Source organism: Mycolicibacterium setense (assembly GCF_000805385.1).
Classification (GTDB): domain Bacteria; phylum Actinomycetota; class Actinomycetes; order Mycobacteriales; family Mycobacteriaceae; genus Mycobacterium; species Mycobacterium setense.
Map to the genome: position 1 here is coordinate 122,321 of NZ_JTJW01000006.1, position 24,815 is coordinate 147,135.

At 65.1% G+C, this 24,815-nt stretch carries 24 protein-coding genes; 10 read left to right on the plus strand and 14 right to left on the minus strand.

Annotated elements, in window-relative coordinates; translation table 11 throughout:
- Positions 1-16 precede the first annotated feature (16 nt).
- Complete coding sequence (locus QQ25_RS11270) at positions 17-1,108, plus strand: dihydrodipicolinate reductase (RefSeq protein ID WP_201774222.1); 1,092 nt, start codon at positions 17-19, stop codon at positions 1,106-1,108.
- On the opposite strand, the gene QQ25_RS11275 is transcribed toward QQ25_RS11270, so the two are convergent.
- The 6 genes from QQ25_RS11275 to QQ25_RS11300 are packed head-to-tail and all read right to left on the minus strand — an operon-like array spanning position 1,065 to position 7,364.
- Positions 1,065-2,522 (minus strand): class I adenylate-forming enzyme family protein, encoded by a 1,458-nt coding sequence (locus tag QQ25_RS11275; RefSeq protein WP_039378794.1) that lies wholly within the window; start codon positions 2,520-2,522, stop codon positions 1,065-1,067. The two genes, QQ25_RS11270 and QQ25_RS11275, sit on opposite strands and share 44 nt — an antisense overlap.
- Positions 2,519-3,319, minus strand: coding sequence for an enoyl-CoA hydratase/isomerase family protein (locus tag QQ25_RS11280; RefSeq protein ID WP_039378795.1), 801 nt, complete (start codon positions 3,317-3,319; stop codon positions 2,519-2,521). The genes QQ25_RS11275 and QQ25_RS11280 overlap by 4 nt, the downstream gene beginning before the upstream one ends.
- Complete coding sequence (locus tag QQ25_RS11285) at positions 3,316-4,062, minus strand: enoyl-CoA hydratase/isomerase family protein (RefSeq protein ID WP_039379819.1); 747 nt, start codon at positions 4,060-4,062, stop codon at positions 3,316-3,318. Before QQ25_RS11285 ends, QQ25_RS11280 begins: the two co-directional genes overlap by 4 nt.
- On the minus strand, positions 4,059-5,303 hold the full coding sequence (locus tag QQ25_RS11290; protein WP_039378796.1) for an acyl-CoA dehydrogenase family protein: 1,245 nt from the start codon (positions 5,301-5,303) through the stop codon (positions 4,059-4,061). The genes QQ25_RS11285 and QQ25_RS11290 overlap by 4 nt, the downstream gene beginning before the upstream one ends.
- Entirely contained in the window at positions 5,300-6,106 is an 807-nt protein-coding gene (locus QQ25_RS11295; protein WP_039378797.1) for an enoyl-CoA hydratase/isomerase family protein, read from the minus strand. The genes QQ25_RS11290 and QQ25_RS11295 overlap by 4 nt, the downstream gene beginning before the upstream one ends.
- Positions 6,107-6,113: 7 nt before the next feature.
- Positions 6,114-7,364: a hotdog family protein gene (locus QQ25_RS11300; protein ID WP_039378798.1), complete on the minus strand. Its 1,251-nt coding sequence runs from the start codon at positions 7,362-7,364 to the stop codon at positions 6,114-6,116.
- Between the two features lie 195 nt (positions 7,365-7,559).
- On the opposite strand from QQ25_RS11300, the gene QQ25_RS11305 reads away from it, so the two are divergent.
- Positions 7,560-8,282, plus strand: a complete 723-nt coding sequence (locus QQ25_RS11305; protein WP_234711893.1) for an enoyl-CoA hydratase/isomerase family protein — start codon at positions 7,560-7,562, stop codon at positions 8,280-8,282.
- A 2-nt stretch (positions 8,283-8,284) separates the two neighbouring features.
- Here QQ25_RS11305 and QQ25_RS11310 read toward each other — a convergent pair whose 3' ends face one another.
- Positions 8,285-9,148, minus strand: coding sequence for an SDR family NAD(P)-dependent oxidoreductase (locus tag QQ25_RS11310; protein ID WP_039378800.1), 864 nt, complete (start codon positions 9,146-9,148; stop codon positions 8,285-8,287).
- Between the two features lie 100 nt (positions 9,149-9,248).
- Here QQ25_RS11310 and QQ25_RS11315 point away from each other — a divergent pair, with 100 nt between their 5' ends.
- A complete protein-coding gene (locus QQ25_RS11315) occupies positions 9,249-10,784 on the plus strand; it encodes a class I adenylate-forming enzyme family protein (RefSeq protein WP_201774235.1) in 1,536 nt (511 codons plus the stop codon).
- 4 nt (positions 10,785-10,788) lie between these two features.
- Here the strand turns inward: QQ25_RS11315 and QQ25_RS11320 are convergent, their stop codons facing one another.
- Genes QQ25_RS11320 through QQ25_RS11330 form a run of 3 tightly spaced genes read right to left on the minus strand, consistent with a single transcriptional unit; the run spans position 10,789 to position 13,644 of the window.
- Positions 10,789-12,096, minus strand: coding sequence for an amidohydrolase family protein (locus QQ25_RS11320; RefSeq protein WP_039378802.1), 1,308 nt, complete (start codon positions 12,094-12,096; stop codon positions 10,789-10,791).
- Between the two features lies 1 nt (position 12,097).
- Positions 12,098-12,499 (minus strand): Zn-ribbon domain-containing OB-fold protein, encoded by a 402-nt coding sequence (locus QQ25_RS11325; protein WP_039378803.1) that lies wholly within the window; start codon positions 12,497-12,499, stop codon positions 12,098-12,100.
- A complete protein-coding gene (locus QQ25_RS11330; RefSeq protein ID WP_039378804.1) occupies positions 12,499-13,644 on the minus strand; it encodes an acetyl-CoA acetyltransferase in 1,146 nt (381 codons plus the stop codon). The genes QQ25_RS11325 and QQ25_RS11330 overlap by 1 nt, the downstream gene beginning before the upstream one ends.
- A gap of 77 nt (positions 13,645-13,721) precedes the next feature.
- On the opposite strand from QQ25_RS11330, the gene QQ25_RS11335 reads away from it, so the two are divergent.
- The 4 genes from QQ25_RS11335 to QQ25_RS11350 are packed head-to-tail and all read left to right on the plus strand — an operon-like array spanning position 13,722 to position 17,575.
- Entirely contained in the window at positions 13,722-14,504 is a 783-nt protein-coding gene (locus tag QQ25_RS11335) for an HpcH/HpaI aldolase family protein (protein ID WP_234711894.1), read from the plus strand.
- 34 nt (positions 14,505-14,538) lie between these two features.
- Positions 14,539-15,654: a TauD/TfdA family dioxygenase gene (locus QQ25_RS11340; RefSeq protein ID WP_039378806.1), complete on the plus strand. Its 1,116-nt coding sequence runs from the start codon at positions 14,539-14,541 to the stop codon at positions 15,652-15,654.
- The gene (locus tag QQ25_RS11345; protein ID WP_039378807.1) at positions 15,651-16,748 is read left to right on the plus strand and encodes a hydroxyacid dehydrogenase; all 1,098 of its coding nucleotides are present in this window, start codon (positions 15,651-15,653) and stop codon (positions 16,746-16,748) included. Before QQ25_RS11340 ends, QQ25_RS11345 begins: the two co-directional genes overlap by 4 nt.
- A gap of 5 nt (positions 16,749-16,753) precedes the next feature.
- A complete protein-coding gene (locus QQ25_RS11350) occupies positions 16,754-17,575 on the plus strand; it encodes an enoyl-CoA hydratase/isomerase family protein (protein ID WP_039379821.1) in 822 nt (273 codons plus the stop codon).
- Here QQ25_RS11350 and QQ25_RS30150 read toward each other — a convergent pair.
- Positions 17,505-18,143, minus strand: a complete 639-nt coding sequence (locus QQ25_RS30150; protein ID WP_082017508.1) for a TetR/AcrR family transcriptional regulator — start codon at positions 18,141-18,143, stop codon at positions 17,505-17,507. The genes QQ25_RS11350 and QQ25_RS30150 overlap by 71 nt on opposite strands.
- Before the next feature lie 13 nt (positions 18,144-18,156).
- The gene (locus QQ25_RS11355; RefSeq protein WP_039379823.1) at positions 18,157-19,344 is read right to left on the minus strand and encodes an amidohydrolase family protein; all 1,188 of its coding nucleotides are present in this window, start codon (positions 19,342-19,344) and stop codon (positions 18,157-18,159) included.
- A gap of 191 nt (positions 19,345-19,535) precedes the next feature.
- Here QQ25_RS11355 and QQ25_RS11360 point away from each other — a divergent pair, with 191 nt between their 5' ends.
- On the plus strand, positions 19,536-20,330 hold the full coding sequence (locus QQ25_RS11360; RefSeq protein WP_039378808.1) for a TetR/AcrR family transcriptional regulator: 795 nt from the start codon (positions 19,536-19,538) through the stop codon (positions 20,328-20,330).
- Here the strand turns inward: QQ25_RS11360 and QQ25_RS11365 are convergent.
- Positions 20,319-21,479, minus strand: a complete 1,161-nt coding sequence (locus QQ25_RS11365) for an acyl-CoA dehydrogenase family protein (protein ID WP_039378809.1) — start codon at positions 21,477-21,479, stop codon at positions 20,319-20,321. The two genes, QQ25_RS11360 and QQ25_RS11365, sit on opposite strands and share 12 nt — an antisense overlap.
- A gap of 93 nt (positions 21,480-21,572) precedes the next feature.
- Between QQ25_RS11365 and QQ25_RS11370 the strand changes: the two genes are divergently transcribed.
- Positions 21,573-22,586, plus strand: coding sequence for an acyl-CoA dehydrogenase family protein (locus QQ25_RS11370; RefSeq protein ID WP_039378810.1), 1,014 nt, complete (start codon positions 21,573-21,575; stop codon positions 22,584-22,586).
- Positions 22,587-22,622: 36 nt separating this feature from the next.
- Here the strand turns inward: QQ25_RS11370 and QQ25_RS11375 are convergent, their stop codons facing one another.
- Positions 22,623-23,531, minus strand: a complete 909-nt coding sequence (locus tag QQ25_RS11375) for an enoyl-CoA hydratase (RefSeq protein WP_039378811.1) — start codon at positions 23,529-23,531, stop codon at positions 22,623-22,625.
- An 89-nt stretch (positions 23,532-23,620) separates the two neighbouring features.
- Between QQ25_RS11375 and QQ25_RS11380 the strand changes: the two genes are divergently transcribed.
- Positions 23,621-24,811 (plus strand): amidohydrolase family protein, encoded by a 1,191-nt coding sequence (locus QQ25_RS11380; protein WP_039378812.1) that lies wholly within the window; start codon positions 23,621-23,623, stop codon positions 24,809-24,811.
- Positions 24,812-24,815: the final 4 nt, after the last annotated feature.

Sequence of the window (24,815 nt, forward strand, 5' to 3'; positions counted from 1 at the left end):
ATCGAGGAGGGGTTCTATGGCAGTCACCGTCGTCCATGCTGGAACAGGTTTGACCGGACGCGAAGCGCTTCGCGGGGTGATCGATGACCCGGATCTGGCACTCGTCGGGTTGCTCGTATCGAACCAGGGCAAGGTGGGCAGAGACGCGGGTACCTTCTGCGGACGTGGCGACACCGGTGTGCTGGCCCATGCTGATCTCGATGCCGTGCTGCGGCAGAAGCCGGACTGCGTTTCGTACTGCGCGACGGCTGTCGGCCGTGAAGAAGCGGCATACCAACAGATCGCACAGCTCCTGCGGTCGGGGATCAACGTCGTGACGATCTCGACGATTCCGATGGTCTACCCGGCCGCGGCGCCGGTACCTTGGCGCGATCTGCTCGAAGCTGCTTCTCTGGCAGGAGATTCGACGTTTTACGCATCGGGGTGCGAGCCGGGGATCGTCAGTATGAATCTACCGGTCGCGCTATTAGCCGGTGCCGGCCGGGTCGACAGCTACCGAATGGGCGAGTACGCCGTGAACATGGACCTGGCGTACCCGATCTGGGATGTGCTGCACGAGTCCATGGGTTTCGGGAAGCCGGATGGACACGTGCCGGCACGTATCGCGTCGGGCAAGGTTCGTCATGACTGGGAGCCGGTGGTGCGCTATATCGCCGACGTGCTACGGCTGCAGCTGGATTCGGTGGACCTGGACTGGGAGACGCTGCTCGCGCCCAAGGACCTGGAGACATCGTTGGGAGTGATAGCCCAAGGAACGATTTCTGGTCACCGGTGGCGATTGGCCGGCATTGTCGACGGACAACCGGTCGTGGCTGTGCAGTACTTCGCCACGGTGTCGTCCACACCGTGGCCGGACTCGTGGCCGAAGCCCGAAGGCGGCGCAGGAATGGTTCACCGGATCGTCGGACGCCCCGGTCTGAGGATGCAATTGTGCTTCGAAGACGGACCCGGCGACCGCGCGAACCCATCGCTGGCGTTCACCGGCCAAGCCATCGTCAACGCGATTCCACATGTCGTCGCGAGCGCACCCGGACTGCTCGAACCCGTTCTTGGTCGGTCCGTCGTCACACGACAATCCCGTGCCGGCCATCAACCAGATCACGCTTGACCACCTTGCCGACATCGTTGCGCGGTAGCCGCTCCACGAACACGATGCGGGCGGGTACCCGATAGGGCGTCAGTCGCTCCCGGCACCACGCCTCCAGGGTCTGCTCGGTGACCGTGTCGTCGAGGCGGGCCACGAAGGCCCAGGGCACCTCGCCGAGGCGTTCGTCGGGCATGCCGACCACGGCGGCTTCGCGTACCCCGGCGGCAGCCAGCAGGACATCCTCCACGGTGCCGGGGAACACTTTCAGTCCACCGCGGTTGATCATGTCCGACACCCGGCCGTCGAGCCACAGGAAACCGTCGTCGTCGAACCAGCCCAGATCGCCCGTGTGGAACCAGCCGTCATCGGTGAGCCTATCCAGGAAGGCCGGGTCGATCTTGCGGGCGGCTGTTGTCGGGGTGCGCACCATCACCTCGTCTTCGGTGACGGTGACATCGATACCAGGCAAAGGGCGACCGACCGAACCGAGTTTGGTCTCACCCCATTCGCGGGCGTCGGCAGCCGACCAGCCCACCACCTCGCCGCCGAGCTCGGTCTGTCCGTACGAATTCAGCACCAGCACACCGAATCTCTCGCGGAACCGCGCGGCCTGAACGGGCGAGAGCGGCGCGGTGATGGACCGCACGATCTTCAACGGCGACAGGTCGGTCACCGTCTCGTCGTGCAGCACCATCGTCAGCGCGGCCGGCGGCAACACAGTGGAACGCAACTGGTGTCGTCGAACCAGCGCGGCGAAATCCCCCGGGGCGAAGCGGTTCATCAGTACGACTCCGGATCCGGCCCGGAACGCGAACAGCACCTGATAGATACCGGCCCACAGTGACAACGACAGTGGGACCAGATTGGGCATGGGCGCACGTTTGGGTTTGTCGGGGTCCGGTTTGCCACGCAGTTTGGTCAGTAGCCGGTCGATGAGATCGAGCACCGTGGCGTGGCGTAGTGGCACCGGTTTGGGTTGCCCTGTGGTGCCCGAGGTGAACTGCAGCAGTGCCACGTCGGCGTCGTATTGTCGCGGACTCTCCTGCGCCCCACCTGTTGCAGCGAGTTGCCAGGACAGCCCTGAGCCGACGATGACCGGCAGCGCTGACGACGAGAAGCGATGTGCCAGTTCGGGTGTCGTGATGACGGCGACCGGTCGAAGGGTGGCCAGCTGGGATGTCACCTCGGCGTCGGCAGCCCGCGGATTGAGCGGGGTGTAGACGCCACCGGCGCACCAGGTGCCGAAAAGTCCGGCGATTGTGGTGGCTTCGTTGGGCAGCATCGCCGCGACCACGCGGCCGGTCTCAACTCCGGCCTCTGTCAGCAGCTCGCCGAGCCGGCGGGCTGAGGTCACCAGATCCTCCCGCGGTACCTCGAGATCGACCGTGTACACGGCGACAGCGGGCAGGTCCGCCAGTAGTTCGGTCAGGCTCATGACTGCGCCGCCAGGGGAAGCCAGTTGGGACTGCGTTTTTCGGCAAAGGCTTTCGGGCCCTCGTCCTGGTCGGGGTGACCCCACATCGAAGTCAGGTGTTCTGCCCCTGCGCGGCACGCGTCGGTCAGCCCGTATTCCAAGGCGCCCCACAGTGCCCGTTTGGTGGCCCGCATCGCCGCGGGTGAGTTCCTGGCGATCTTCTCCGCCAGTTCCTGTGCGACATCGCGTAGATTCTCCGGCGGATCCACCACCTGGCTGACCATGCCGAGTTCGTAGGCGCGTTGCGCTGTGAGCCGCTCATGGCTGCCGACCAACGCCATCCGCAGCACAGCCTCGGCGGGCATCTTGCGCATCAGGGCGATCGTCTCCAGAGCGCTGACCTGACCGATCGACACATGCGGGTCGACGAACGTGGCGTTCGAGGAGGCGATGACGATATCGGCGTCAGCCACCCAGTGCAGGCCGCCGCCGGCGCACACACCGTTGACCGCGGTGATGACCGGTTTGCCCACATTGCAGTGCCAGCTCGTCAGACCGAGATCGAGGGAGGCCATGGTCTCCTGGAATTGCTGCACGGCATCGCCGTCGAGTTCCTCGACATCGGCGCCCACCTGGAACGCGCGTCCGTTTCCGGTGTGCACGATGACGCGGACATCGGCGTCGGCATCCAATTCAGCCCAGGCTCTGCGGAATTCGTCGCGCATGATGACGTCATAGGCGTTCAGTCGATCGGGCCGGTCGTTGATGATCCACCCGACCGGACCGCGCCGCTCGACGATGAGTCGCTGGTAGGTCATGACACCTCCGTGGGCTGGTTGTGCATCTGTCGGATCGCTTCCGCCGCCTCTTGGCGGGCCTGGGTCAGTCCGACCTCCAACGACCGCCACAGCGCCTTCTTGGTCACGCGCATCGCGGTAGGGGAGTTATTCGCGATCGCGGCGGCCAGCGTTCCCGCCGCCGCGCACAATGCGTCGTCTGCCACGACCTCGGAGACGATGCCGAGCTGATAGGCACGCTGGGCAGAGATCCGTTCACCCCTACCGCTCAACGTCATTCGGGTGATCGCCTCCATCGGTGATTTGCGCACCAGGGTGATCGCCTCATAGGCAACGGCCTGCCCCACGGAGACGTGCGGGTCGACGAATGAGGCTTGTTCGGCGGCGATCACGATGTCGGCATCGGCGACCAGGTGCAGGCCGCCGCCGGCACAGACCCCGTTGACCGCGGCGATCACCGGCTTCCAGACGTCGCAGTGCCAGGACGAGATCTTCAGCTCGGCGTCCCTGGTGCGCCGGGAGTGCTTGCGCATCGCTTGTTTGTCGCGGGCGACTTGCACGACGTCCATCCCAGTGCAGAAGGATCGTCCGTTGGACGTGTTGACGATAACCCGCACATCAGGGTCGGCGTCGAGGTCGGCCCACGCGCTTTCCAATTCGTCGAGCATCAACGCATCGAAGGCATTGCCCGCATCCGGGCGATTCAGGATGAGCCAACCGACCCCGTCGGACTTCTCCACCACAATCCGTTCGTAGTCGGTCACGATCGCGGGATGTCCTTCCAGGGCTTGCCCTTCCACGGATCGGGCTCCTTGGGCAGACCGAGCACACGTTCGCCGAGAATGTTCTTGTTGATATCGGTGGTGCCGCCTTCGGTGCCGTTGGCCAGGCTGCGCATCCACCCGCGGACCTCCCTCGGCAACGCGTCTGGGTCCTCGGTGGCGGGCCAGGCCAGCGCTCCCGTGCCGACCATGTCGACCATCAGATCCTGGATCTGCTGGTTCAGGGTGGCCTGATGGACCTTGCCGATAGAGGATGCCGCTCCGGGTGACTGGCCGGCCTTGAGCGCCTCCCGGACCCGGGCATTCGTCCAGCCGCGGATCTGCTCCTGCGCCCACAATCGCATGACCTTGTTGCGGATCACCGGATCGGACCAGCGGCCGGTCTCCTGTGCGAGCGTGATCAACCTTTGCGCGCTGGAGCCGCCGAGGCGGCCCATACCACCCGAACCCGAGCCCGACACCATCTGGCGTTCACTCGACAGCGTCGATGCGCTGACTCGCCAGCCGTCGTTGATTTCGCCGACCCGATGCGCATCGGGCACCCGGGCGCCATCCAGGAACACCTCGTTGAACTCGCGCTCACCGGTGATCTGCCGCAGCGGTCGCACCTGGACGCCGGGCTGGTGCATATCGAGCAGAAAATAGGTGATGCCTTGGTGTTTGGGCTGGTCCGGGTCGGTGCGGGCCAACAGTAGGCCGAAGTCGGCCTCATCGGCCCAGGTGGTCCATACCTTCTGGCCGGTGACCACCCAATCATCACCGTCGCGGACGGCGCGAGTGGCCAGCGATGCCAGGTCCGAACCGGCGCCGGGTTCGCTGAACAGCTGGCACCACTTCTCTTCGTTGGTCACGATCGGCGGGAGAAAACGCAGGCGCTGTTCCTCGGTGCCGTGGCTGAACAACGCGGCTGCGGCATTGTTGAGGCCCAACGGGTTCAACCTGGTCAGCCGCAGCGGTGCGAGCACAGACTCGATGCCGCGGGCCACCGCGTTGGAGATGCCGAGGCCACCGTGTTCGGGAAGCCAGGTCGGCGCGACGAGGCCGGTCGCCGCGAAGGTGGGATACCAGGCTCGATAGTCGGCGGGGGTCCGGACGGCGCGCAGTGCCTGGGCGCCCTGCGCTGCAGCGGTCCGCCAGAGCGCGGGTACCTCGGCCTCTGCCCACATCCGTACCGCTGCGACCGCATCGTCGGTACTGGTGGTGTTGTCGATAGGTAGTGTCATCGGCCCTGAAACTCCGCATTCCGTTTGTCCCGGAAGGCGGCCAGCCCCTCCTTGAAATCGTCACTTCGGCTTGATAATTCGAGGGCCATGGCCTCGTTGTGCAGGTGCCGGTCCAGGTCCAGCCCGCGGCCGCTCTGCAGCAGCCACTTCGTCAGCCCCAGGGCAACCGTGGGTGCCGCGGCCAGCTTGCCCACCAGTTCGTCTGCCGCCGAATCCAATTGACCGACGGGATGGGCACCGTGGATGATGTCCCAGTCGGCGGCGTCGGCCCCGGAGATCTCCTCACCGAGCATCAGCAACCGCCGGGTGCGCACCATCCCGATCACGCGGGGCAGTAGCCACGCCGCGCCGCTGTCGGGGCTGAACCCGCGGGCCATGAACGGCTCCCAGAACCGGGCATCGGTGGCGGCCACGCAGAAGTCGGCGGCCATGGCGATGTGGAATCCGAGTCCGGCGGCCCAGCCTCGTACTACGGCGACGATGGGCACCTGTGTCTCGAGCATCAGTGGGATCAGCCGGTTGGCCTTGTTCGGCATCCGGCGCTGCGTGCTCCCGACCCGCGGTTTACGTTCGGAACGTGCGTTGTTGGCGATAAGGTCAGAGCCCGCGCAGAAGTCGGGACCGTTGGCGTCGATGCGGATGACGCGGACCGTCTCGTCGATACCGGCGGCCGCGACATGTTCGATCATGGCGTCCAGAACGGTGTCGTTGACGGCGTTGCGGCGGTCGGCGCGGTCGAGTGTGAGATGCAATTCGGGGCCGCGGTGTTCGACCACGAGTCCGTCGACGCTGGAGTAGGCCATCTGCGTATCAGCGCTCGGCGAACTGCGCGGAGACAGCGGTCAGCAACTCGGCGAGGTCGGTCGCCCCGCCGGGGGGATCGGGAAGCCGAACCGGTCCGCGCTCGCGACTGGGCAGCAGGATGGTGGCGTGGCCGGGCGTCGTGATCTGGCCCCGCTGGTTGGTGGCAGCGAGTTCGAGTTCGACGGCCGGCCGGTCACCTTCGGCGAGGAACTTGCGTGTCACGGTGCCGCTGATGGTGTGCAGATCGCCGACGTAATTGAACAGCCGGAACTCACAGTCCAGTTTCCACAGCCATGCGTCGTCACCCATCCAGTCTGTGCACAGGTGGATGAGCCAGGTCTCGCGCATCCTGCCGTAGTCGAATGTGGTGGGATTACCGGCATTACGGGCGGCGTCGGGCTCCCAGTGCACCCGCTGCTGGACGTCGGGGACGCCGTGCTCGTTGGGAGTGTAGAACCGCGGTATGCGTTGCCGGTTGCGCCATGCCAGCCGCAGTGGGCGCACGCCGTACATTCCGGTTCCCATGCCGACGTGCCAGCAGACCATATCGGTCACCGTGAGTGGGCCCTTGGTCAGTGGCCCGACGGCGTCGCCCTCGGCCACGTCTTCCCACCAGCGTGGTTCGGCGCCGCGCGGGGTCTCGTGTGGATAGCGGGCGTCGATCTCGGCGATCTGCTCCGGGGTCCAGGCCGTGAGTTCGACAGCTTCGTACTTCTTGCGGCCGCGCGCCTTGCTGCGTTCGGTGCGGATCATGTTGCGGTACTGGCCGCCCAGGATGGTGCCTTCGTCATCGCGGAACACCTGGGCAGACCACTCGTGGATGGCGCGCCCGGCGAAATCGCTGCTCTTGTCCAGGGCCGCCACCAGGGCATTGCGTCGGAATACCCGATGCCCGGCACGCAGCGGTGCCCACCATTCCCGGGAGGAGGACGCGTAGAACGCGTGCACGCCGCGGAGCGGATCGCCTTTGGTCAGCGCCCGGTCGGCGTCGGACAGTTCGGTGACCTCGTCCTCGCCGATCAACGTGTCGCCGCCGACGAGGGCAGGCGGCGCGATCGGCTGGCCCCAGACCGACTTGGTGGCGTAGTCGGGCTCGCACCACAGCGGGTTGGCATCTCCGTAGCTCTCCGCGACATGGCGGAAGGCGTCCTCGTTGGGACGATGGTAGTGGGGTGGCTGAGTGTGGGGGACTGCGATGCCGACAGTGGCCCGCAGCCGGTCCAGGCCCGCGTCGGTGATCTGGCCGGTCTCGGTCATCGAGCAGCCTCCTCGTAGTGCGTGTCCTTGGTCATGACCAAAGTGAGAATTAAGATACCCGAAAAGTGGAAATGCCGTTAACGGAGTGTGAGTGGAATGTCAGAAGAATCGGCAGGGATCAGGGTCGACGCTGGGGATGATGGCGTGTGTCGCATTGTGATCGATCGTCCGGATGTCGGAAATTCGTTGTCGCCCTTGGCACGAGACGCCCTCGCGGACGCCCTGGCCGACGCACACGCGGACACCGACACGCGAGCCGTGCTCTTGACCTCGGCCGGGTCGCGACACTTCTGCGCGGGCGCCGGACTGGCGTCCCGGCCCGCCGGCGCGAGCGCCGTGCTACCTGCGGACAGGCGGCCGGGCGATATCGCCCGCATGCTGGCGCAGGGCTGGCAGCGGTTGGTGAATGCCGTACTCGACTGCGACAAACCGGTTGTCGCGGCCGTTAATGGGACCGCGGTAGGTGCCGGTGCCAGCCTCGTGCTGGCCTGCGACATCGTGGTGATGGGCCGCCAGTCAACCCTCGTGGAGGCGTTCGTGCACCGCGGAATTCTGCCTGATTCCGGGGCGGTGCACCTGCTCACCAGGATCGTGGGTCTGCGCAAGGCAACCGAACTGTTGATGCTCGGCGAACCGGTGGATGCCGATGAGTGCCTTCGGCTCGGTCTGGTGAACCGCGTGGTGCCGGCGGAACAGGTGGATCAGGCAGCGGATGCACTGGCAGTGCAGTTGGCAGCGGGCCCCTCGGTGATGCTCGCGCTCACCAAGCGTCTGCTGTCGGTCTCGTCGGAGTCTCCGCGTGAGCGTGCGTTCGAGCAGGAGGCCTGGGCGGCCGAATTGATCTCCCGGACAAGCGATCTGCAGGAAGGGCTGCGCGCGTTCGCCGAACGCCGACCGCCCCGCTTCACCGGACGCTGACCTCAGCCGACGGCAGGTCCGCCGCGGATGATGAACGACGAGCTGTCGTCGATCCGGTCGATGGCCTCGGCAACCCCTTCGGCGGTGAGGGCGGTGTCTTCGATTCCCTTGGTCACGCCGATGAACACCCTGGACACCTTGCCCGCCCCGACCGAATAGATGTGTGCCGTGCGCTCGCAGGTGCGGTGTGCCAGATAGATCACTACCGGGGTGACCAGTTCCGGGTCCATCGCCTTGCCGGCCTCGCCCATGATGTCCTCGGTCATCCGGGTCCGCGCGATGGGGGCGATGGCGTTGACGGTGATGCCGTTGCGTGCGCCCTCGATCGCCAGTACATGCATCATGCCGACCATACCCATCTTGGCCGCACCATAGTTGGCCTGACCGAAGTTGCCGAAAAGTCCGGTACCCGAGGTTGTTTGCACGATTCGGCCGTAGTTCTGCTGCCGCATCACCGGCCACACCGCGCGTGTGACGTTGAACGCGCCGACCAGGTGCACAGCGATCACCGCGTCCACCTGGTCGGCGGTCATGTTCTTGAAGGCGGCGTCGCGCAGGATGCCGGCGTTGTTCACCAGGATGTCGACGCGCCCGAACGCCTCGGTCGCTGCCTCGACGATGGCCTGGCCTCCAGCCTCGGTGGCCACCGAGTCACCGTTGGCGATGGCGGTGCCGCCTTCGGCGGTGATCTCGTCCACCACCCGCTGCGCAGCCGACGTAGAAGCTCCGCTGCCGTCGACCGCGCTGCCGAGATCGTTGACCACCACCCGCGCGCCGCGCCGCGCCAGTTCGAGCGCGTGGCAACGGCCGAGGCCCCCGCCCGCTCCGGTGACGATGGCTACCTGGTTGTCGAATGTGATTGTCATGAGTGAGAGGTTACATTTGCATCAACGAGAATATGCATTTGCATCGGAGGATTTCATGACAACCGATCTGCTGGGTGATGCGCCATCCCGCGCCGCGCGCATGCGCCCGCGATACCGCGCGGCCGGCGTGTGGTCCGAACGGCCGCTGGACCTCGTTCGCTTCACCGCGGCAAGGTATCCCACGCGGCCCGCGCTCATCGCGCGTGGCGTCGAACTCAGCTACTCGGCATTGGACGAACGCGTCGACCGGGTCTGTCAGACGCTGATCCAGGCCGGCGTGGCGCCGGGCACGCCGGTTGTCGTCGTGGTCGGCAATGACGTCGACTCGGTGGTGGCCATCCATGCCGTAGAACGTGTGGATGCCGTGGTGCTGCTGGTGCCACGCAGCGCCGGCGCCGCACAGGTCGCCGATATCGTCGATCGCACCGGAGCGGCGTTCGGCCTCGCACCGAATTGGCCTGAGACCGCGGAACCGAACCTGGCGGCGCGCTGCATCTGGATCACGGTCCCGGCAGCGACCAACCCGGCAGCGACCAACCCGGCACCGGCACCGGCCCACTCGCAGCGGCCTGCCGACGAACCGTCGTTCGTGCTGTTCACCTCCGGAACCACCGCGAAACCCAAGGGGGTGGTGCACTCGCTGAGCACCCTGCAGAAGGCGTCGGCCAACTACATCGCGGCCGCCGGGCTGGGGGCGCGGGACCGGATCTTCCTGATCAGTCCGCTGGCATCGGTCACCGGGGTCGTGCAGGCGCTGTTCATCGGTCCGATGCTCGCGGTGCCGGTGGTGCTGGAGGATCGTTGGGATCCCGCGGCCACTTGCGAATTGCTATTGGCCACAGGTGCGACGTGGTACGGCGGGCCCGACCGGCTGCTGGACCGACTGCTCGACGAAGCGGTGGCACGGGATCGGGCGGTACCGTTGCGGGCGGTGTATCTGGGCGGCACGATGCTGGACCGCCGGATCGTCGAGCGCATCGAGGACGAGTTCGGGATCGTCGTGATGCGTGCCTACGGGTCGTCGGAAGTTCCGGTCAGCACCTCCGGTCGGCGCACCGATACCCTGCGGGCACGGCATGCCGATGACGGAATGCCGCTGGCGGACGTCGAGGTCCGGCTGGGCTCGGCCGGCGATCCCGCGGAATGCTGCATCCGCGGCCCGCACACCTTTCTGGGCTACACCGACGCCGAGGCCGACACGGCCGCTTTCGAGGGGGAGTGGTTCCGCACCGGCGATATCGCCGAGGTGGCGGACGGCCACGTGCGTATCGTGGGGCGGATCAAGGACATCGTGATCCGCAACGGCATGAAGATTCCGGCCGCTGAAGTGGAGGAGGCGGTGGCCAGGATCGCAGGCGTGCGCGAGTGCGCCGCGTACTCGGTGCCCGACGCGACCACCGGTGAGCGGCTCGCCGTTGCGGTGGTGCTCGAAGGGTCCACGGAACTTTCCCTGCAAGAGGTGACGGCAACGCTGGTCGCGGCCGGCCTGCCCAAGTACAAGCTGCCCGAGGAATTGGTGTTCTGGGACCGGCCGCTGCCGGTAAACGCCAACGGCAAGGTGGAACGAAAAACATTGCACCAGAATGCAAACGGTCGGCCCCGCGCGGTAGCCGACCGCCTGGCTGCGACGCCCTGACGCGCTAGCCCTTGGCGCCACCGCTGACGTTGATGGTCGCCTTGTTCATCTGGGCCTGCCAGTCTGACGAGCTGTCGCTGTGCTCCCGCTTGGACAGCGCCTGGATGGACACGTCGTGGCCCTCGGCGGCCTTACGCAGGCTCCCGACTGTCGCCTGCTCCTTGCTGATGTGGGTGAAGGGATCCCAGTGGTACCAGCGCATTGCATTTTCATACGTCATCTTGTTGATGTCGGCGTCCGGAACGTCGAACTTCTTGAGGACCTCGTCGAGCGCTTCGGGGGCGTCCGGCCACATCGAGTCGCTGTGCGGGTAGTCGGCCTCCCAGCAGATGTTGTCGATACCGATCTGATGGCGCAGTTCCACGCCGACGGGATCGGAGATGAAACAGGTCAGGAAGTGCTCCCGGAAGAACTCGGACGGCTTCTGATCCCCGAAGTCCTGCCCCGTCCACGTGGAGTGCATCTCGTACGTCCGGTCGGCACGGTCGAGGAAGTACGGGATCCAGCCGGTGCCGCCCTCGGAGAGGGCGATCTTCAGGCCGGGGTAGGTCTTCACGGGCTTGGACCACAACAGATCCGCCGCGGCCTGCACGATATTCATCGGTTGCAGGGTGATCATCACGTCCATCGGGGCGTCAGGCGCGGTGATCGCCAGCCGGCCCGATGAGCCGATGTGCACGTTGAGCACCGTGTCGGTGTCGACAAGCGCTTCCCACATCGGTTTCCAGTAGTCCAGATCGTGGAAGCTCGGATAGCCCATAGCGGCCGGGTTCTCGGTGAAGGTCAGCGAATGTACTCCGCGGGCGGCGTTGCGACGGATCTCCTGTGCGCAGGCCTCGGGGTCCCAGATGACCGGCAGGGTCATCGGAATGAAGCGGGCGGGATAGGCCCCGCACCACTCCTCGACGTGCCAGTCGTTGTAGGCCTGCACCAGGGCCAGGGAGAACTCGTGGTCCTCGGTGGCGAACAGCCTTCCGGCGAAGCCCGGGAACGACGGGAAGCACATCGAGCCGAGGATGCCCCCGGCGTTCATGTCCTTGACGCGCTCGTCGACCTGAAAGCAACCGGGCCTGATCTCGTCGAGTCCCTGTGGTTCCAGGCCGTACTCTTCCTTCGGCCGGCCGGCCACCGCATTGAGTGCGACGTTGGGGATTACGACGTCGCGGAACTGCCAGGTATCGCTGCCGTCAGCGTTGTGCAACAACCGTGGCGCGTCGTCCTGATACTTCTTGGCCAGGTGGTTCTTGAACATGTCGGGCGGCTCGATGATGTGGTCGTCGACGCTGACCAGGATCATGTCGTCCTTGTTCATGTCATTTCCTCTCGAGTGCGGCTGTGAGGGGCTTGAATACGGGAACGGCGAAGCCGTCGTCGTCGTGCCGGAAGTCGAGTTGCAGCGGCAGTCCGGCCTCCAGTACGTCGGGGGAGCAGTGCTCGATCTTTGTCATCAGCCGGGGCCCCTCGGCCAGGTCGACCATGGCGACCAACGAGGTTGCAGAGCCCTGGTGGACGACCGTCCAGGTGTACAGCGTGGCGCGACCGCTGGCGGGGATCGAGGACACTTCTTCACTCCAGCAGTAGGGGCAGAAGGGTCTGGGATACAGGGAATTCCGGCCACATGATGCGCAAGTAGTGACCAGCAACGTGCCGTTCTGGACGGCGGCCCACCACGTTTCGCTGTCGCTGTCGGTTGTCGGCCGGTCGGGAGCGCTCATCAGTTCCTCCCCAGAATCATGGTGGCGCTGTGGCTGAAGAAGCCGCCCATCGCATGTACGCAGGCGAGTTCGGCATCGTCGACCTGGCGGTCACCGCATTCGCCGCGCAGTTGCCGAACGGCTTCGACGAGAAGGAACATGCCGCGCATACCCGGGTGACAGGACGCCAGCCCCCCTCCGTCGGTGTTGGTGGGCAGCGCCCCACCGGGCCGCAGTACGCCGGATTCGATGAACTTCCCGCCATCGCCCTTGGCGCAGAACCCGAGATCCTCAACGGTCAAAAGGACTGTGGCGGTGAAGGAGTCGTAGAGCTGGCAGACGTCGATGTCCGCTGGCCGCACTCCGGCCCGGGCGAAGGCTGCCGGTCCGGACACCGCGGCCGCCGACGTGGTGAAATCACCCCATTCACTCATCCTGACATGCGAGGCCGCGTCCGCGGATCCGAGGATCCATACCGGGTCCTTGGCGCACGAGCGGGCGACGGCTTCACTGGCGAGTACCACAGCGCCGCCGCCGTCGGTACGCAGGCAGACGTGCTTGGCGGTGAAAGGGTCTGCCAGCATGGGGGCCGACGCGACGTCGGCCAGGGTGATGCGGTCGCGTTCGAACGCATCGGGGTTCATGGCGGCCCACTCGTGCGCTGCCACCGCCACCTCGGCGAGTTGCTCTACGGTGGTGCCGAATTCGATCATGTGCCTGCGCGCTGCCATGGCGTATTTGGCTATCAGGGAGGCGCCGTACGGGGCCTCGTACTGCATGGCGCCGCCGGTGCTCATCGCCGCAACCGACCCGCGCACCCGGCGTTTGACATCGGAGCGAGCGGTGGACCCGTAGGTGAGCAGGATGACGTCGACCTCACCTGTCGCGATGGCCGCGACCGCGTGTCGAGCCATTACCTCCCAGGAGGATCCGCCGACATTGGTGGCGTCGACCCAGCGCGGCCGCAGCCCTAGGTATTCGCTGACCTCGATCGGCGGGAGCAATGTGCCGTGGCCACCGAAGCCGTCGATATCGTCCTTGGTCAGTCCCGCATCGCTGACGGCACGGCGCGCGGCCTGGGCCATCAACCCCATCGCAGTCATCTGGGGAACCCGCCCGCATTCGGAGAGGCCGGCCCCCACGACGGCAACACGTCTGGTTGGCATAGCCCATGTTAACCACACCGATAATGGCGTATGCGAATCGGTGCAAATGATCGTTCTCGTTGCGTAAGGTGAACCCGGTGCAACAGAATTTCAGGGCGAAGCTGCGCGACGATCGGTTGCTACTGTGCCTGGCCCTGTTGAACTCCCGAACTCCCGAGGTCCCCGCCATCGCCGCCTCCTGCGGTTACGACGCGATCTATGTCGACCTCGAACACACGTCGACATCGCTGGATACCGCCGCGCTGATGTGTGCCGGAGCGGCGGGGGCCGGCATTGCGGGCTTGGTCCGGGTGCCCTCGCATGATCCGAGTGTGATCGCCCGAGTGCTCGATGCGGGAGCGGTGGGAATTATTGTGCCACATGTTGATTCGGCAGACGAGGCGTTCGCTGTGGTGGACGCGGCCCGATTTCCTCCCATCGGGCGGCGGTCGATCTCCGGTCCCAATGTGGTCAGCGGATTCGGTCCGCGAAGTCCGTCGGAGCTTACCGCCGCACTAGAGGATCAGACTGTGGTAGCGGTGATGGTCGAGACTCCTGACGCGGTTGCGGACTGCGAGGGTATCGCCGCTGTGCCGGGACTCGACATGATCCTGCTCGGACCGAGTGACCTGACCGCCGAGATGGGAATTCACGGCGACTATGAGAATGAGCGTTTCCGTTATGCGGTAAGCTCTGTTGCAGCGGCCTGCCGTAGGCACGGCGTGGCACTCGGGATAGCCGGTATCAAGTCGGTTGACCTGCTGGAACGTTTCGTCGGCTTGGGCCTGCGATTCATCTCGGCCGGTACCGATATCGGGATGATGACGGAGGCGGCCACCTCCCGGGCGCTGGCGCTTCGTGCCCTGTCGGCCGGTCGCTGACAGCACAGGCCGCGTCACGACGACAGGAGCACGGATGCCCACCGCGATTTACACCGAACAGGTCACCGACTCGATGGCCTGGACCGGCGCCGATTTCACCAGCAAGGAAGACTTCTGCTTCGATCTGTCGGCACGCAACGTGGCGGCGCTGGAGTCGATCCTGGTGAAGACGGCCGCCAAGGACCGGGATGACATCACCTTTGACGACGTCCGCCACCCCGACCTGGATGACGACCTCGGGAAGTTGTATCGGGATCTGATGTTCGGCAAGGGGCTGGCGTGCGTCCGCGGGTTCCCGGTCGAGCAGCATTCGGTGGAGGATCTCGAGCGCATCTACTGGGCGTTCTGCTGGCACCTGGGTTATCCGGTGTCCAACAACTCCTTTGGGCATCGACTGGTGCGGGTGCAGGAGGAGATCCTGCCCAACGGGGTGCAGCCGGCACGCGGTACGAAATCCAGCGCGGAGTTGGCCATGCACAACGATGCTGCCGACATTCTGTCGCTGCTGTGTGTGTACCCGGCGCTCTCCGGCGGCGAAAGTCAGTTCGCCAGCGGCCCCGCCGCGCACAATCGGATTCTCGTCGAGCGGCCGGACTTGCTCGAGGTGCTGTACCAGGGCTTCCCGCACCATCGCCGCAGCGAGCAACCCGATGACCAGCCCGACGTCACACCCTATGACGTGCCGGTGTTCTCCCAGATCGACGGCCGCATCTGCATCAATTTCACCTACAGCAGCATCCTTCCCGCGATGAAGACGATCGGTCGTGCATTCACGCCGATCGAGGAGGAGGCGATCGAACTCCTGCGCAACATTCTCGTGGAGCAGCAGGCGGAGTTCCGGCTCGAATCGGGTGAGGCGGCGGTGGCCAACAATTTCGCGATGTGCCACTCACGTTCGGACTTCGTCAGCAGCAACGACCCCAAGAAGGCGCGTTGTTTCCTCCGCGCCTGGATGGAGGTCCCGCGGGAAGACCGTCGACTGCCACTGGGGCGTGAGTACTTCCACATGGAAAACAAGGATCTGCGGCTCGGCTACGACGTCGTCGAAGGTCGTGACGGCGCCATCGCACGCAATGACTACAAGAACGTCGACCCCGCGCTGGCCGACATGTTCAAGGCCGCGCAGGCCAAGCCCAAGCTGAACAGGTGACCGGACATGGGCCGCAACCGCGGCTGGTCTATGAGCGGTGGACCGACCCGATCGCAGGTGACGTGCTCGGGCTCGCCGATATCGAGGTGGTCAAGCTGGAGCTGTCGGCGCCGGACGAACAGAATTGGGCGGCGCTCGAGTCGGCGCACGGCTACCAGGTAGCCACCCGCACCGACACGGCCTCGGTATCCGGCGGAGCGCAGTGGCTCGTCGGAGGTGAGCTGATCTCGCGCTGTGAGAACCTGTTGGCCGTCTGTTCGGCCGGCGCCGGCTACGACGTCATCGACGTCGAGGCCTGTACCCGTGCCGGGGTGGCGGTGTGCAACAACTCGGGCCCGGGTGCGGAGGCCGTTGCCGAACACGCACTCGGATTCATGCTCGACCTGGCGAAGAAGATCACGGTCTCGGACCGGGCCCTGCGCGCGGGCCCGCTGGAGAACCGGTTGACGTTGCGGGGCACCCAATTGCTCGGCAAGACACTGGGTGTGATCGGACTGGGGGCCATCGGAAGTCGGTTGGTGGAACTCTGCGCACCGTTCGGGATGGAAGTCCTGGCCTTCGACCCGTACCTGGACGAGGTGACGGCCGCCGGTCGCGGGGTGACCCGGGTCGCCCTCGCGGAGTTGGTACGACGATCGGATTTCGTGCAGGTGACCTGCCCGCTCACAACGGAGACCACGGGCCTGATCGGTCGGGCAGAGTTCGCCGCCATGAAACCCACCGCGTACTTCATCACGACCGCACGCGGACCGGTACACGACGAGTCAGCTCTGTTGGACGCCCTACGGAGTGGTGGTATCGCCGGGGCGGGCCTGGATGTCTTTCATACCGAGCCGCCACGGGTCGATGATCCGCTACTGCAGATGGCCAATGTGGTGGCCAGCCCGCACACAGCGGGGATCACCGTCGAGGCCGCCCGCGATATCGCCTTGGCCACGGCCTCCCAATGGTCCACGATCTTCGGCGGTCAGCTGCCGCCGCGATTGCTCAATCCAGATGTGTGGCCTCGCTATTGCGAGCGTTTCCACGACGTGTTCGGGTTCCGTCCCAGTACCGATCTCGACGCGGCAGATCTCGATCCGAACCGAAGGTGACCAGCGTGGGATATCAGACAATCGAGTTCGAGGTGCGTGGACACACGGCTTGCGTGACCCTCAACCGACCCGAGGTGCTCAACGCCATCAACGATGAGATGATCGCCGAACTGGCCGAGGTCTACACCGAGATCGAACTCTCGCAGGACATCTGGACGGTTATCGTCACAGGTGCAGGCCGAGCGTTGTGTGTGGGTGCCGATGTCAACAAGGCTGCCGACCACGACATGGAGAACGCACCGGGTATCGACAACCAGGGTGAACCCATCCTGAGCTCTCTGCGGCAGTGGGATGCGCCGCAGGAAGCTACTCCGCCGTGGCTTCAGATGACCAAACCGATCATCTGTGCGGTGAACGGGATCGCCTGTGGCGCCGGAATGGATCTCGTCACCACGGCCGATATCACCATTGCCTCGGAGACGGCGACGTTGATGGATCCACATGTGAGCATCGGTGTGACATCCGGCCGCGAAGCCGTGCGGCTGGCCAGGATCCTCCCGCTGCCGGTGGCCATGCGACTGGTGCTGATGGGGCGGCACGAACGCCTGGACGCTCGGCGTGGCTATGAATTGGGCATCTTCACCGAGGTGGTACCTGCCGAAGCGTTACTGGACCGGGCTTGGGAGATCGCCGGCATCGTGAATGCGAATGCGCCGCTGGCGGTGCGCGGTTCGCGTATGGCGGTACGGAAGGGTCTGACGCTGCCGATCTATGAGGCCGAGCTACTTGCCGAGAACTACCGTATGAAGGTGGCGCTCACGAAGGACGCGGTCGAGGGTCCGCGGGCATTCCTGGAGAAGCGCACGCCGCAGTGGCGAGCGCGCTAGCGCGAACTCCGGAATCCTGGCGCGCGAGCAGGCGCACTGTCACGGCTAGCCGACGACGCAACTCAGTCGCGCTTATCCTGTTGTGGGACAACGCCAGTACGTTGGCTGCCCATACGTCGGAGAGCAACATCCCGACGGCTTCGTGATGGCCGGAATCGTCGTCACCGAGGGCGGATGCGAAGATTTCGATCAGCCTGGTGCGGATATTCTCGATCTGATCCGCCGCGTTGACATCGGCGGCGGCATATGCGCGGGCCATTGCCTCGGCAAGCAGTGGACTGTGACGTAGTGACGCATACAGCGCATCGACCACAGACCACAGCCGATCGAATGGGTCGTCCGGCACCGATATCTCGCGCGCGGCGCGGATTTCGAATTGTTCCAGCCAGCGCTCAAGTGCGGCCACCAGAATGTGGTGTTTGGACGGGAAGTACCGGTACAGCGTCGCGGTGGAGAGGTCGGCATGCGCCGCGACGGCCCGCATGGTGACCGCGTCATATCCGCCGGCCGCCGCAAGAGAACCGGCAGCAGCGACGATGCGAGCCCGGCGATGATCACTCGGCCTCATCGGAAGCCGCGAGCTACGTCAAGCCGAAGAAGTTCTTGGCATTGGTGGACAGCACTTTTCGTTTGGTCTCTTCATCCAGCCCGGCGGTGGCTTTGTTGGCGACGTCGGTGCTGTGCGGCCAGTTGGTGTCGTTGTGTGGGTAATCGGTCTCGAACATGAGCTGATCGGGTCCGACCAGGTCGAGGATTCGGAACGCCACCGGGTCGCCGAAGGTCGAGAACCACACCCGGCCCGGAACCTGACTGCTCGGTGGCTCGGTGAGCAAGGGATGAATGCCACCCCAGGCCCGCCGATCTTCCCAGACCTCGTCGACGCGTTGCAGGTAGTAGGGGATCCACCCGGCCTGCGCTTCGGCGAATGCCAGTTTGAGCTTGGGGAATTGCCTGAGCTTGGCGGAGAAAAGCCAGTCCACCAGCGCGATGGTGCAGTTGACCGCCATGAGCGCACTGGTGACGACATGCGGGGAATCGGGCGAGGACTTTGTCAGCGAGGAACTCGACCCAATGTGCAGCATGATGCCGACATTGTTGCGCTCGCAGGCGGCAAAGAACGGGTCCCAATAACCGCTGTGGATGGACGGCAGGTCCAAGCGCGCGGGCAGTTCTGAGAAGCAGACGGCCGGCATCCCTTTGGCGGCGACTCGTTCAACTTCCTTGGCGGCCAGCTCGACATCCCAGAGGGGGATGATGCCGAGCGGGATCAGCCGCCCGTTCGAGCCCGCTCCCCACTCGTCGATCTGGAAGTCGTTGTAGGCCTGCACACACAGCAGGGCGAGATCTTTGTCCTTGCCGTGCAGGAACCGCTGTCCGCAGAAGCGCACGAGTGTGTTGGGGAAGCAGGCCGAGGCTTCGATCCCGGCGATGTCCATGTCGGCAAGGCGATCGGCCGGACGGTAGCAGCCGGGCCGCATCTCGTCGTAGGTGATCGGGTCGGTTGTCAGCTCGTCGATTTCATAGCCGACCGCCGCACTTATCAGCGGGATCGGGATGATCGCGTCTTCGTAGTGCCAGATGTCGGCATCTCGGCCGTCCTCGTCGTCGATGAACGCGACATCCGAGGTAACGGTCGGGTCCATGCGCCCGCGGTGCCGGATGATGCGTGGACCGACGTCCCGAAAGCGTTCCGGCAGTCTGCTCGTCCACAGATCCGCCGGCTCCACCAGGTGGTCGTCGGGCGAGACGATGGGGATATCGGTAGAGATCGCTGAGCTCAAGGCTGCACTCCTTAGGGGCGCCGATACAAGGCATTCCCGATTACGAGAATGATCGTTATCACGATAGCGCACGCCGTCTGGCTGCGTGTCGCGCGGGCGAGTGTGGTGCGTGAAAATCAACATACCCGTGAATGTAGATCGCAAATTCTCGCTGACGATCCCGTATTCTCCTAGGCATCATGAACGCGAAAAAGGGCACGACTGCCGGCGGTGCGGGGGCCGGCTTGGAGATCGTCGACGCCGAGTTGGACATCCCCGCGACGACCTGGCAGCAGCGGACCATCGAACGGCGGCTCAGTACCGCGCGGGCGCGTGCGTTGGCGCGCAGCTCCCGGTTTCTGGCCACCGCGCTGGAGCTCGTAGAGGAATCCGGTCGAGCCGACTTCACCATCCAGGCCCTCATCGACCGCTCGAACTTGAGCTTGCGGGCCTTTTACCAGCATTTTGCTGGTAAGGAAGAACTGCTCCTGGCGCTGTATGAGAACGTCACCAGCCAGTTCACCGAGAGCATCCGCCAAGAGGTCGCGGCCGCGGATGGTCCGATGGACCAACTCGAAGCCTTCTGCCGGGGGTTCCTCTCCCGGGCGGAGTCCTCGGAGAAGGTGGGCGGCCGGGTGATGACCATTTACAACCTCAGCCTGGAGATCGAGCGTCCCGCTGACTTCGCGAAGATCTGGGAGCCGCATCAGAAGCTGCTCACCAAGATCGTCACCTCCTGCTCACGGGCCGGACTGGTGCGCAAGGACCTGACCCCCGCCCAGTTGACCACGCTGTTGAACTCCACGCTGACCGCGCTCGCGCAGATTGGGGTTTTCCAGGTCGGGACCAAAAGCGTCGCACTCAGTGAGGATCAGCTCTGGGCCTGGTGCAAGCAGGCAGTCTCGCCGCCTGCCGGCGAGAAGCCGAAACCGGTGCGGGCGAAGTCTGCGCCGCGCAGCGGTACGGCTCGCCGGCCCGGCAAACTAACGGGGTAGGCCGAGCCCCCGCTGGGCGATTATCGATCGCTGCACCTCGCTGGTGCCCGCATAGATCGTGGTACCCAGGGAGAACCTCAGCAACTGCTCGAATCTGCCCTCTTCGGGTGCAGTGGGGTCGAGGAAGCTGCGTACCCCGTCTGGCCCGAGTAGTTCGACGATGTCCTGGCTGGCGCGCTCCAACGCCTCGGTGCTGAATACCTTGGACATCGGGCCCTCCGCCACCGGGTGCCTGCCCTGTTCACTCATCCACACGCAGCGTCGTAGCAGCAACTCCGAGACCTCTGTTTCCATTGCGACCCTGGCGATTCGGCGTCGCACATCGGAGTTGGCGATGGGCGGCTGACAACCCTCTGCCGGGGCTGTCTGCGCCCACCGCTCGGCGTGGTGCAGAAGCCTGGCAATGTGGGGCCCCCACCCCGACGCGTGTTCATCCTGCAGGGACAATCCGAGAACCTGCCAGCCGCCGTCGATCTCGCCGATCCGCCACTCGTCGCCGATGCGGACGTCACTGTAGAAGGTGATGTTGGTGCGCTCTCCGGATAGCGTCCAGACCGCCTGTGCCTCGAATCCTGTGCTGTCCAGCGGCACCAGGAACATGGTGAGCCCCTTGTGCTTGGGCTTCTCCGGGCTGGTGCGGGCGAGCAGGAACACGTAATCGGCGATGTGGCCGTTGGTGGTGAACATCTTGGAGCCGTTGATCACCCAGTCCTCGCCATCACGTACGGCGCGAGTGGCCGCCGCGGCGACATCTGAGCCGCATTCGGGTTCGGTGAAGCCCAGCGCGATCGTGACATCCCCGTTCATCGCGGCCGGAACGATCCTCTCCTGCAGCTCCGCGGAGCCGATGGCGCGGATGATGGATGCCACCATCCTGGTGGTCTCCGACAGGTAGACCGGTGCGTCGAATCGCATCATGAGTTCCTTGACCACCTGCTCGGCCCATGGACCGCGATCCTGGCCGCCGAATTCCACCGGCCAGCCCGGGGCGAAGTAGCCCTTCTCGACCAAACCCTTGGCGAAGCCGTCGTCATGGGCGACGCCGCTGCGATAGTTCTGCTCCTCGAACTCCGGCGTAAGGACATCCTGTAGGTATGCGCACACCTCGTCGCGGAATGCCGTGGTCTCCGAGTCGAGCCGAAAGTGCATGTCCTCACGCCTATCTGTCGTCAAACCGATTGCATCGATACTGATATTCTCAAAAGTAAGAGCAATCATATCCGCTGGAACGGGGCAATTGACGTGGACCTGACTCTGTCCGAGGAACAACGCCAACTCGCTGATTCATTCGCCGCCTTGTACGTGCGCGAATCCAGTTCGGACCGGGTGCGTGACGCCGAACCGCTGGGATTCGACCCTGACCTGTGGGCCGCACTGAGCGCCACCGGTGTGGTCGAAATGGCGGTCCCCGAGGGCCATGGCGGCTGGGGCGCGTCGGTGCTGGACCTGGCGCTGCTAGCCGAACAGCACGGCAGGGCAACGGGTTCCGCCCCACTGGTCGAGACGCAGGTGGCCGCCTGGCTACTGGCCCGATGCGGCGCGGCCGGAGCAGACTTGTTGGCCGCGGCGATGTCGGGGGACAGGTTGATCACCTTCGCTCCTCGCCGTGTCACCCGGCAGGAACTCGCGTTGGTGCCGGCAGGCGCCGTCGCCGACGTGGTGATCGCACTGATTGGAGACCGACTGGTGGCGTCGCCGATTCGGACGCGCACCATCGTCGAGAATCTCGGCACTCTTCCGCTGGCCGATGTGGAGATCGATGCGGAGGCGGTCCTCCTGGCCGAGGGGGATGTGGCGGCGGCAGCGTATTCGGCAGCGCTGGATCGTTGGCTCGCGCTGACGGCGGCCGCGCTGGCCGGCATAGGGGCCCGTGCCATCGAGGTAGGCGTGCAGTACGCCAAGGAGCGGCACGCGTTCGGCACGCCGATCGGGACCTTCCAGGCGGTCGCCCATCCGCTGGCAGACGGTGCCACCGCCGTCGACGGTGCGCGGCTGCTGGCGCTCAAGGCGGCCTGCGCTTTCGGCGATGAGCCCGACCGGGCAACCGAACTGTCCGCCATGGCATTTGCCTTCGCCGCCGAGTCCGCCCGCGCCGCGACCCGCACCAGCCTTCATGTGCACGGTGGGTACGGCTTCGGTATGGAGGCCGATGTTCAGCTGTACTACCGCCGCGCCCGCGGATGGACGATGGTGTACGGGGATCCGATGACTGCATTGGACAGGGTCGCCGACGCCCGCTACGGCACCGCCTGCTGATCGGCGGCCCGCGCCCGCACCATCGCCGCCACGGTGTCATTCGTGGGCCCGGACCTGATCCTTGTGCGCCAGCACCACGGGCGGGGCGCTGCGCCAGTCCGGCACGCCCTGTTCCGGGCCCGCGGTGGCCAATTTGTCCTCTCGAATACCGGCCCAATGCGAGTGATTGAGCTGGTGGAGGGTGAAACATGATTGCAGAGAGTTGTAGAAACCCATGTTGTCCTGGGTCTGGTTGACCGACTCCTTGATGAGCAGCGCGGCCATGGTAGGCACCGCGGCGATGCGACGCGCGAGCTCAAGTGTGTTGTGGGCAAGATCATCGCGGGTGAACACCTTGCTCACCATGCCGATTCGGTGTGCCTCGTGGATGTCGATGGCATCGCCGGTGAGCATCAGCTCCTTGGCCTTTCGCGGACCGAACTCCCAGGGATGACCGAAGTACTCCATTCCGCACATGCCGAGCCGGGTGCCGACTACATCCGCGAACCGCACGTCATCGCTGCCGACGATGAGGTCGCACGCCCACATCAACATCAGACCGGCGGAGAATACGTCGCCATGCACCTGGGCGATGGTGATCTTGCGAAGGTTGCGCCACCGCAGGGTGTTCTGGAAGAAGTAATGCCATTCCTGCAGCATGCATTTCTCGGCGCCCTCGCGAGTCCCACCGTTGATAGCCGCGGTCGGATGTTGGTCGGGCCCGGGCAGATACTCCCTGATGGCCTGCTTTGATCCGATGTCGTGGCCGGACGAGAACATTTTGCCCTCGCCGGCCAGGATGACCACCCGGACGGTGTCATCGGCCTCGGCGGCGCCGAAGGCCTCGTCGAGCTCCGCGAGCATGCCGCGGTTCTGGGCGTTGCGCTGATCCGGGCGGTTCAGCGATATCCGCACGATTGCGCCGTCGTCGTAGGTTTGCCACTTCAGGAACCGGTATCCGCTCATTGTTCTCCCTATTCTCCCCACGCTGCGTGTGGTAATGATGTTATCGGTTAATGAGAAGCAATATTCTCACAACGTGTCAGGAGAGCCCCATGGCCCAGCCGATCCGTGAGATCTGGGATGCCGACAATCACCTGTACGAACCCATGGATGCCTACACCCGGCACCTGCCGAAGCGGTACCGCAGCGCGATCCAGTGGATTCAGGTCAACGGTCAGACGAAGCTGATGATCAAAGGCCAGCTCACCGACACGATTCCGAACCCGACCTACGATGTGGTCGCGTCGCCAGGAGCCTGGGCCGACTACTTCCGCGGGATCAATCCGGATGGAAAGTCATTGCGGGAGTTGGCCAATCCCATCGCTTGCCCGGAATCGTTTCGGCGGCCCGACGAGCGGTTGGCCCTGCTCGAGGAGCAGGGTGTGCACGCCTGCGTGATGTTCCCGACCACCGGCGGCATGCTCGAGGAACGGATGACCGACGATATCGAACTGGCTCACGCTGTTGTGCACGCGTACAACGAATGGCTGCTGGAGGAGTGGAGCTTCGACTACGCCGGACGCATCTTCGCCACCCCGGTGATCACTCTGCCCGATGTCGACAAGGCGGTGGCTGAACTGGACTGGTGTGTGGAGCGGGGTGCGCGTGCGGTACTGGTGAACCCTCGACCGGTGGCGACGGTCTCCGGTCGCACCACGTCGATGGGTCAGCCGTACTTCGACCGGTTCTGGGCGCGACTGGCGCAACACGGCATCCCGGTGCTCATGCACGCCTGCGACTCCGGCTACGACCGGTACAGCCGCGACTGGGAGGGGGCCGGGGCGGAGTACCTGCCGTTCAAACCCGACGCCTTCAAGACGATCGTGTACGAGGACGCACGATCGATCCTGGACAACTGCGCGGCGCTGGTCGCCCACGGTGTCTTCACCCGTCATCCGGGCGTCCGTGTCGGTGTCGTCGAGAACGGCGGCAACTGGGTGCCCAGACTAATCGAACTCTTCGACCGTGTTTACCGGAAGATGCCCGGAGAGTTCGCCGAACACCCAGTCTCCCAATTCAAACGGCACGTATGGGTGAATCCCTTCCACGAAGAGGACATGACCGGACTCATCGACCTGATCGGTGCCGACCGGGTGCTGTTCGGATCGGACTATCCGCATCCGGAAGGCCTGGCACACCCGGCGGAGTTGACTCCCGAGATCGCTGCCCTGGACGAACACGTGATCGGTCGCATCATGGGCGCCAATCTGCGTGAGCTGCTGACGGCGGTGCCGCGGATATGAGCAA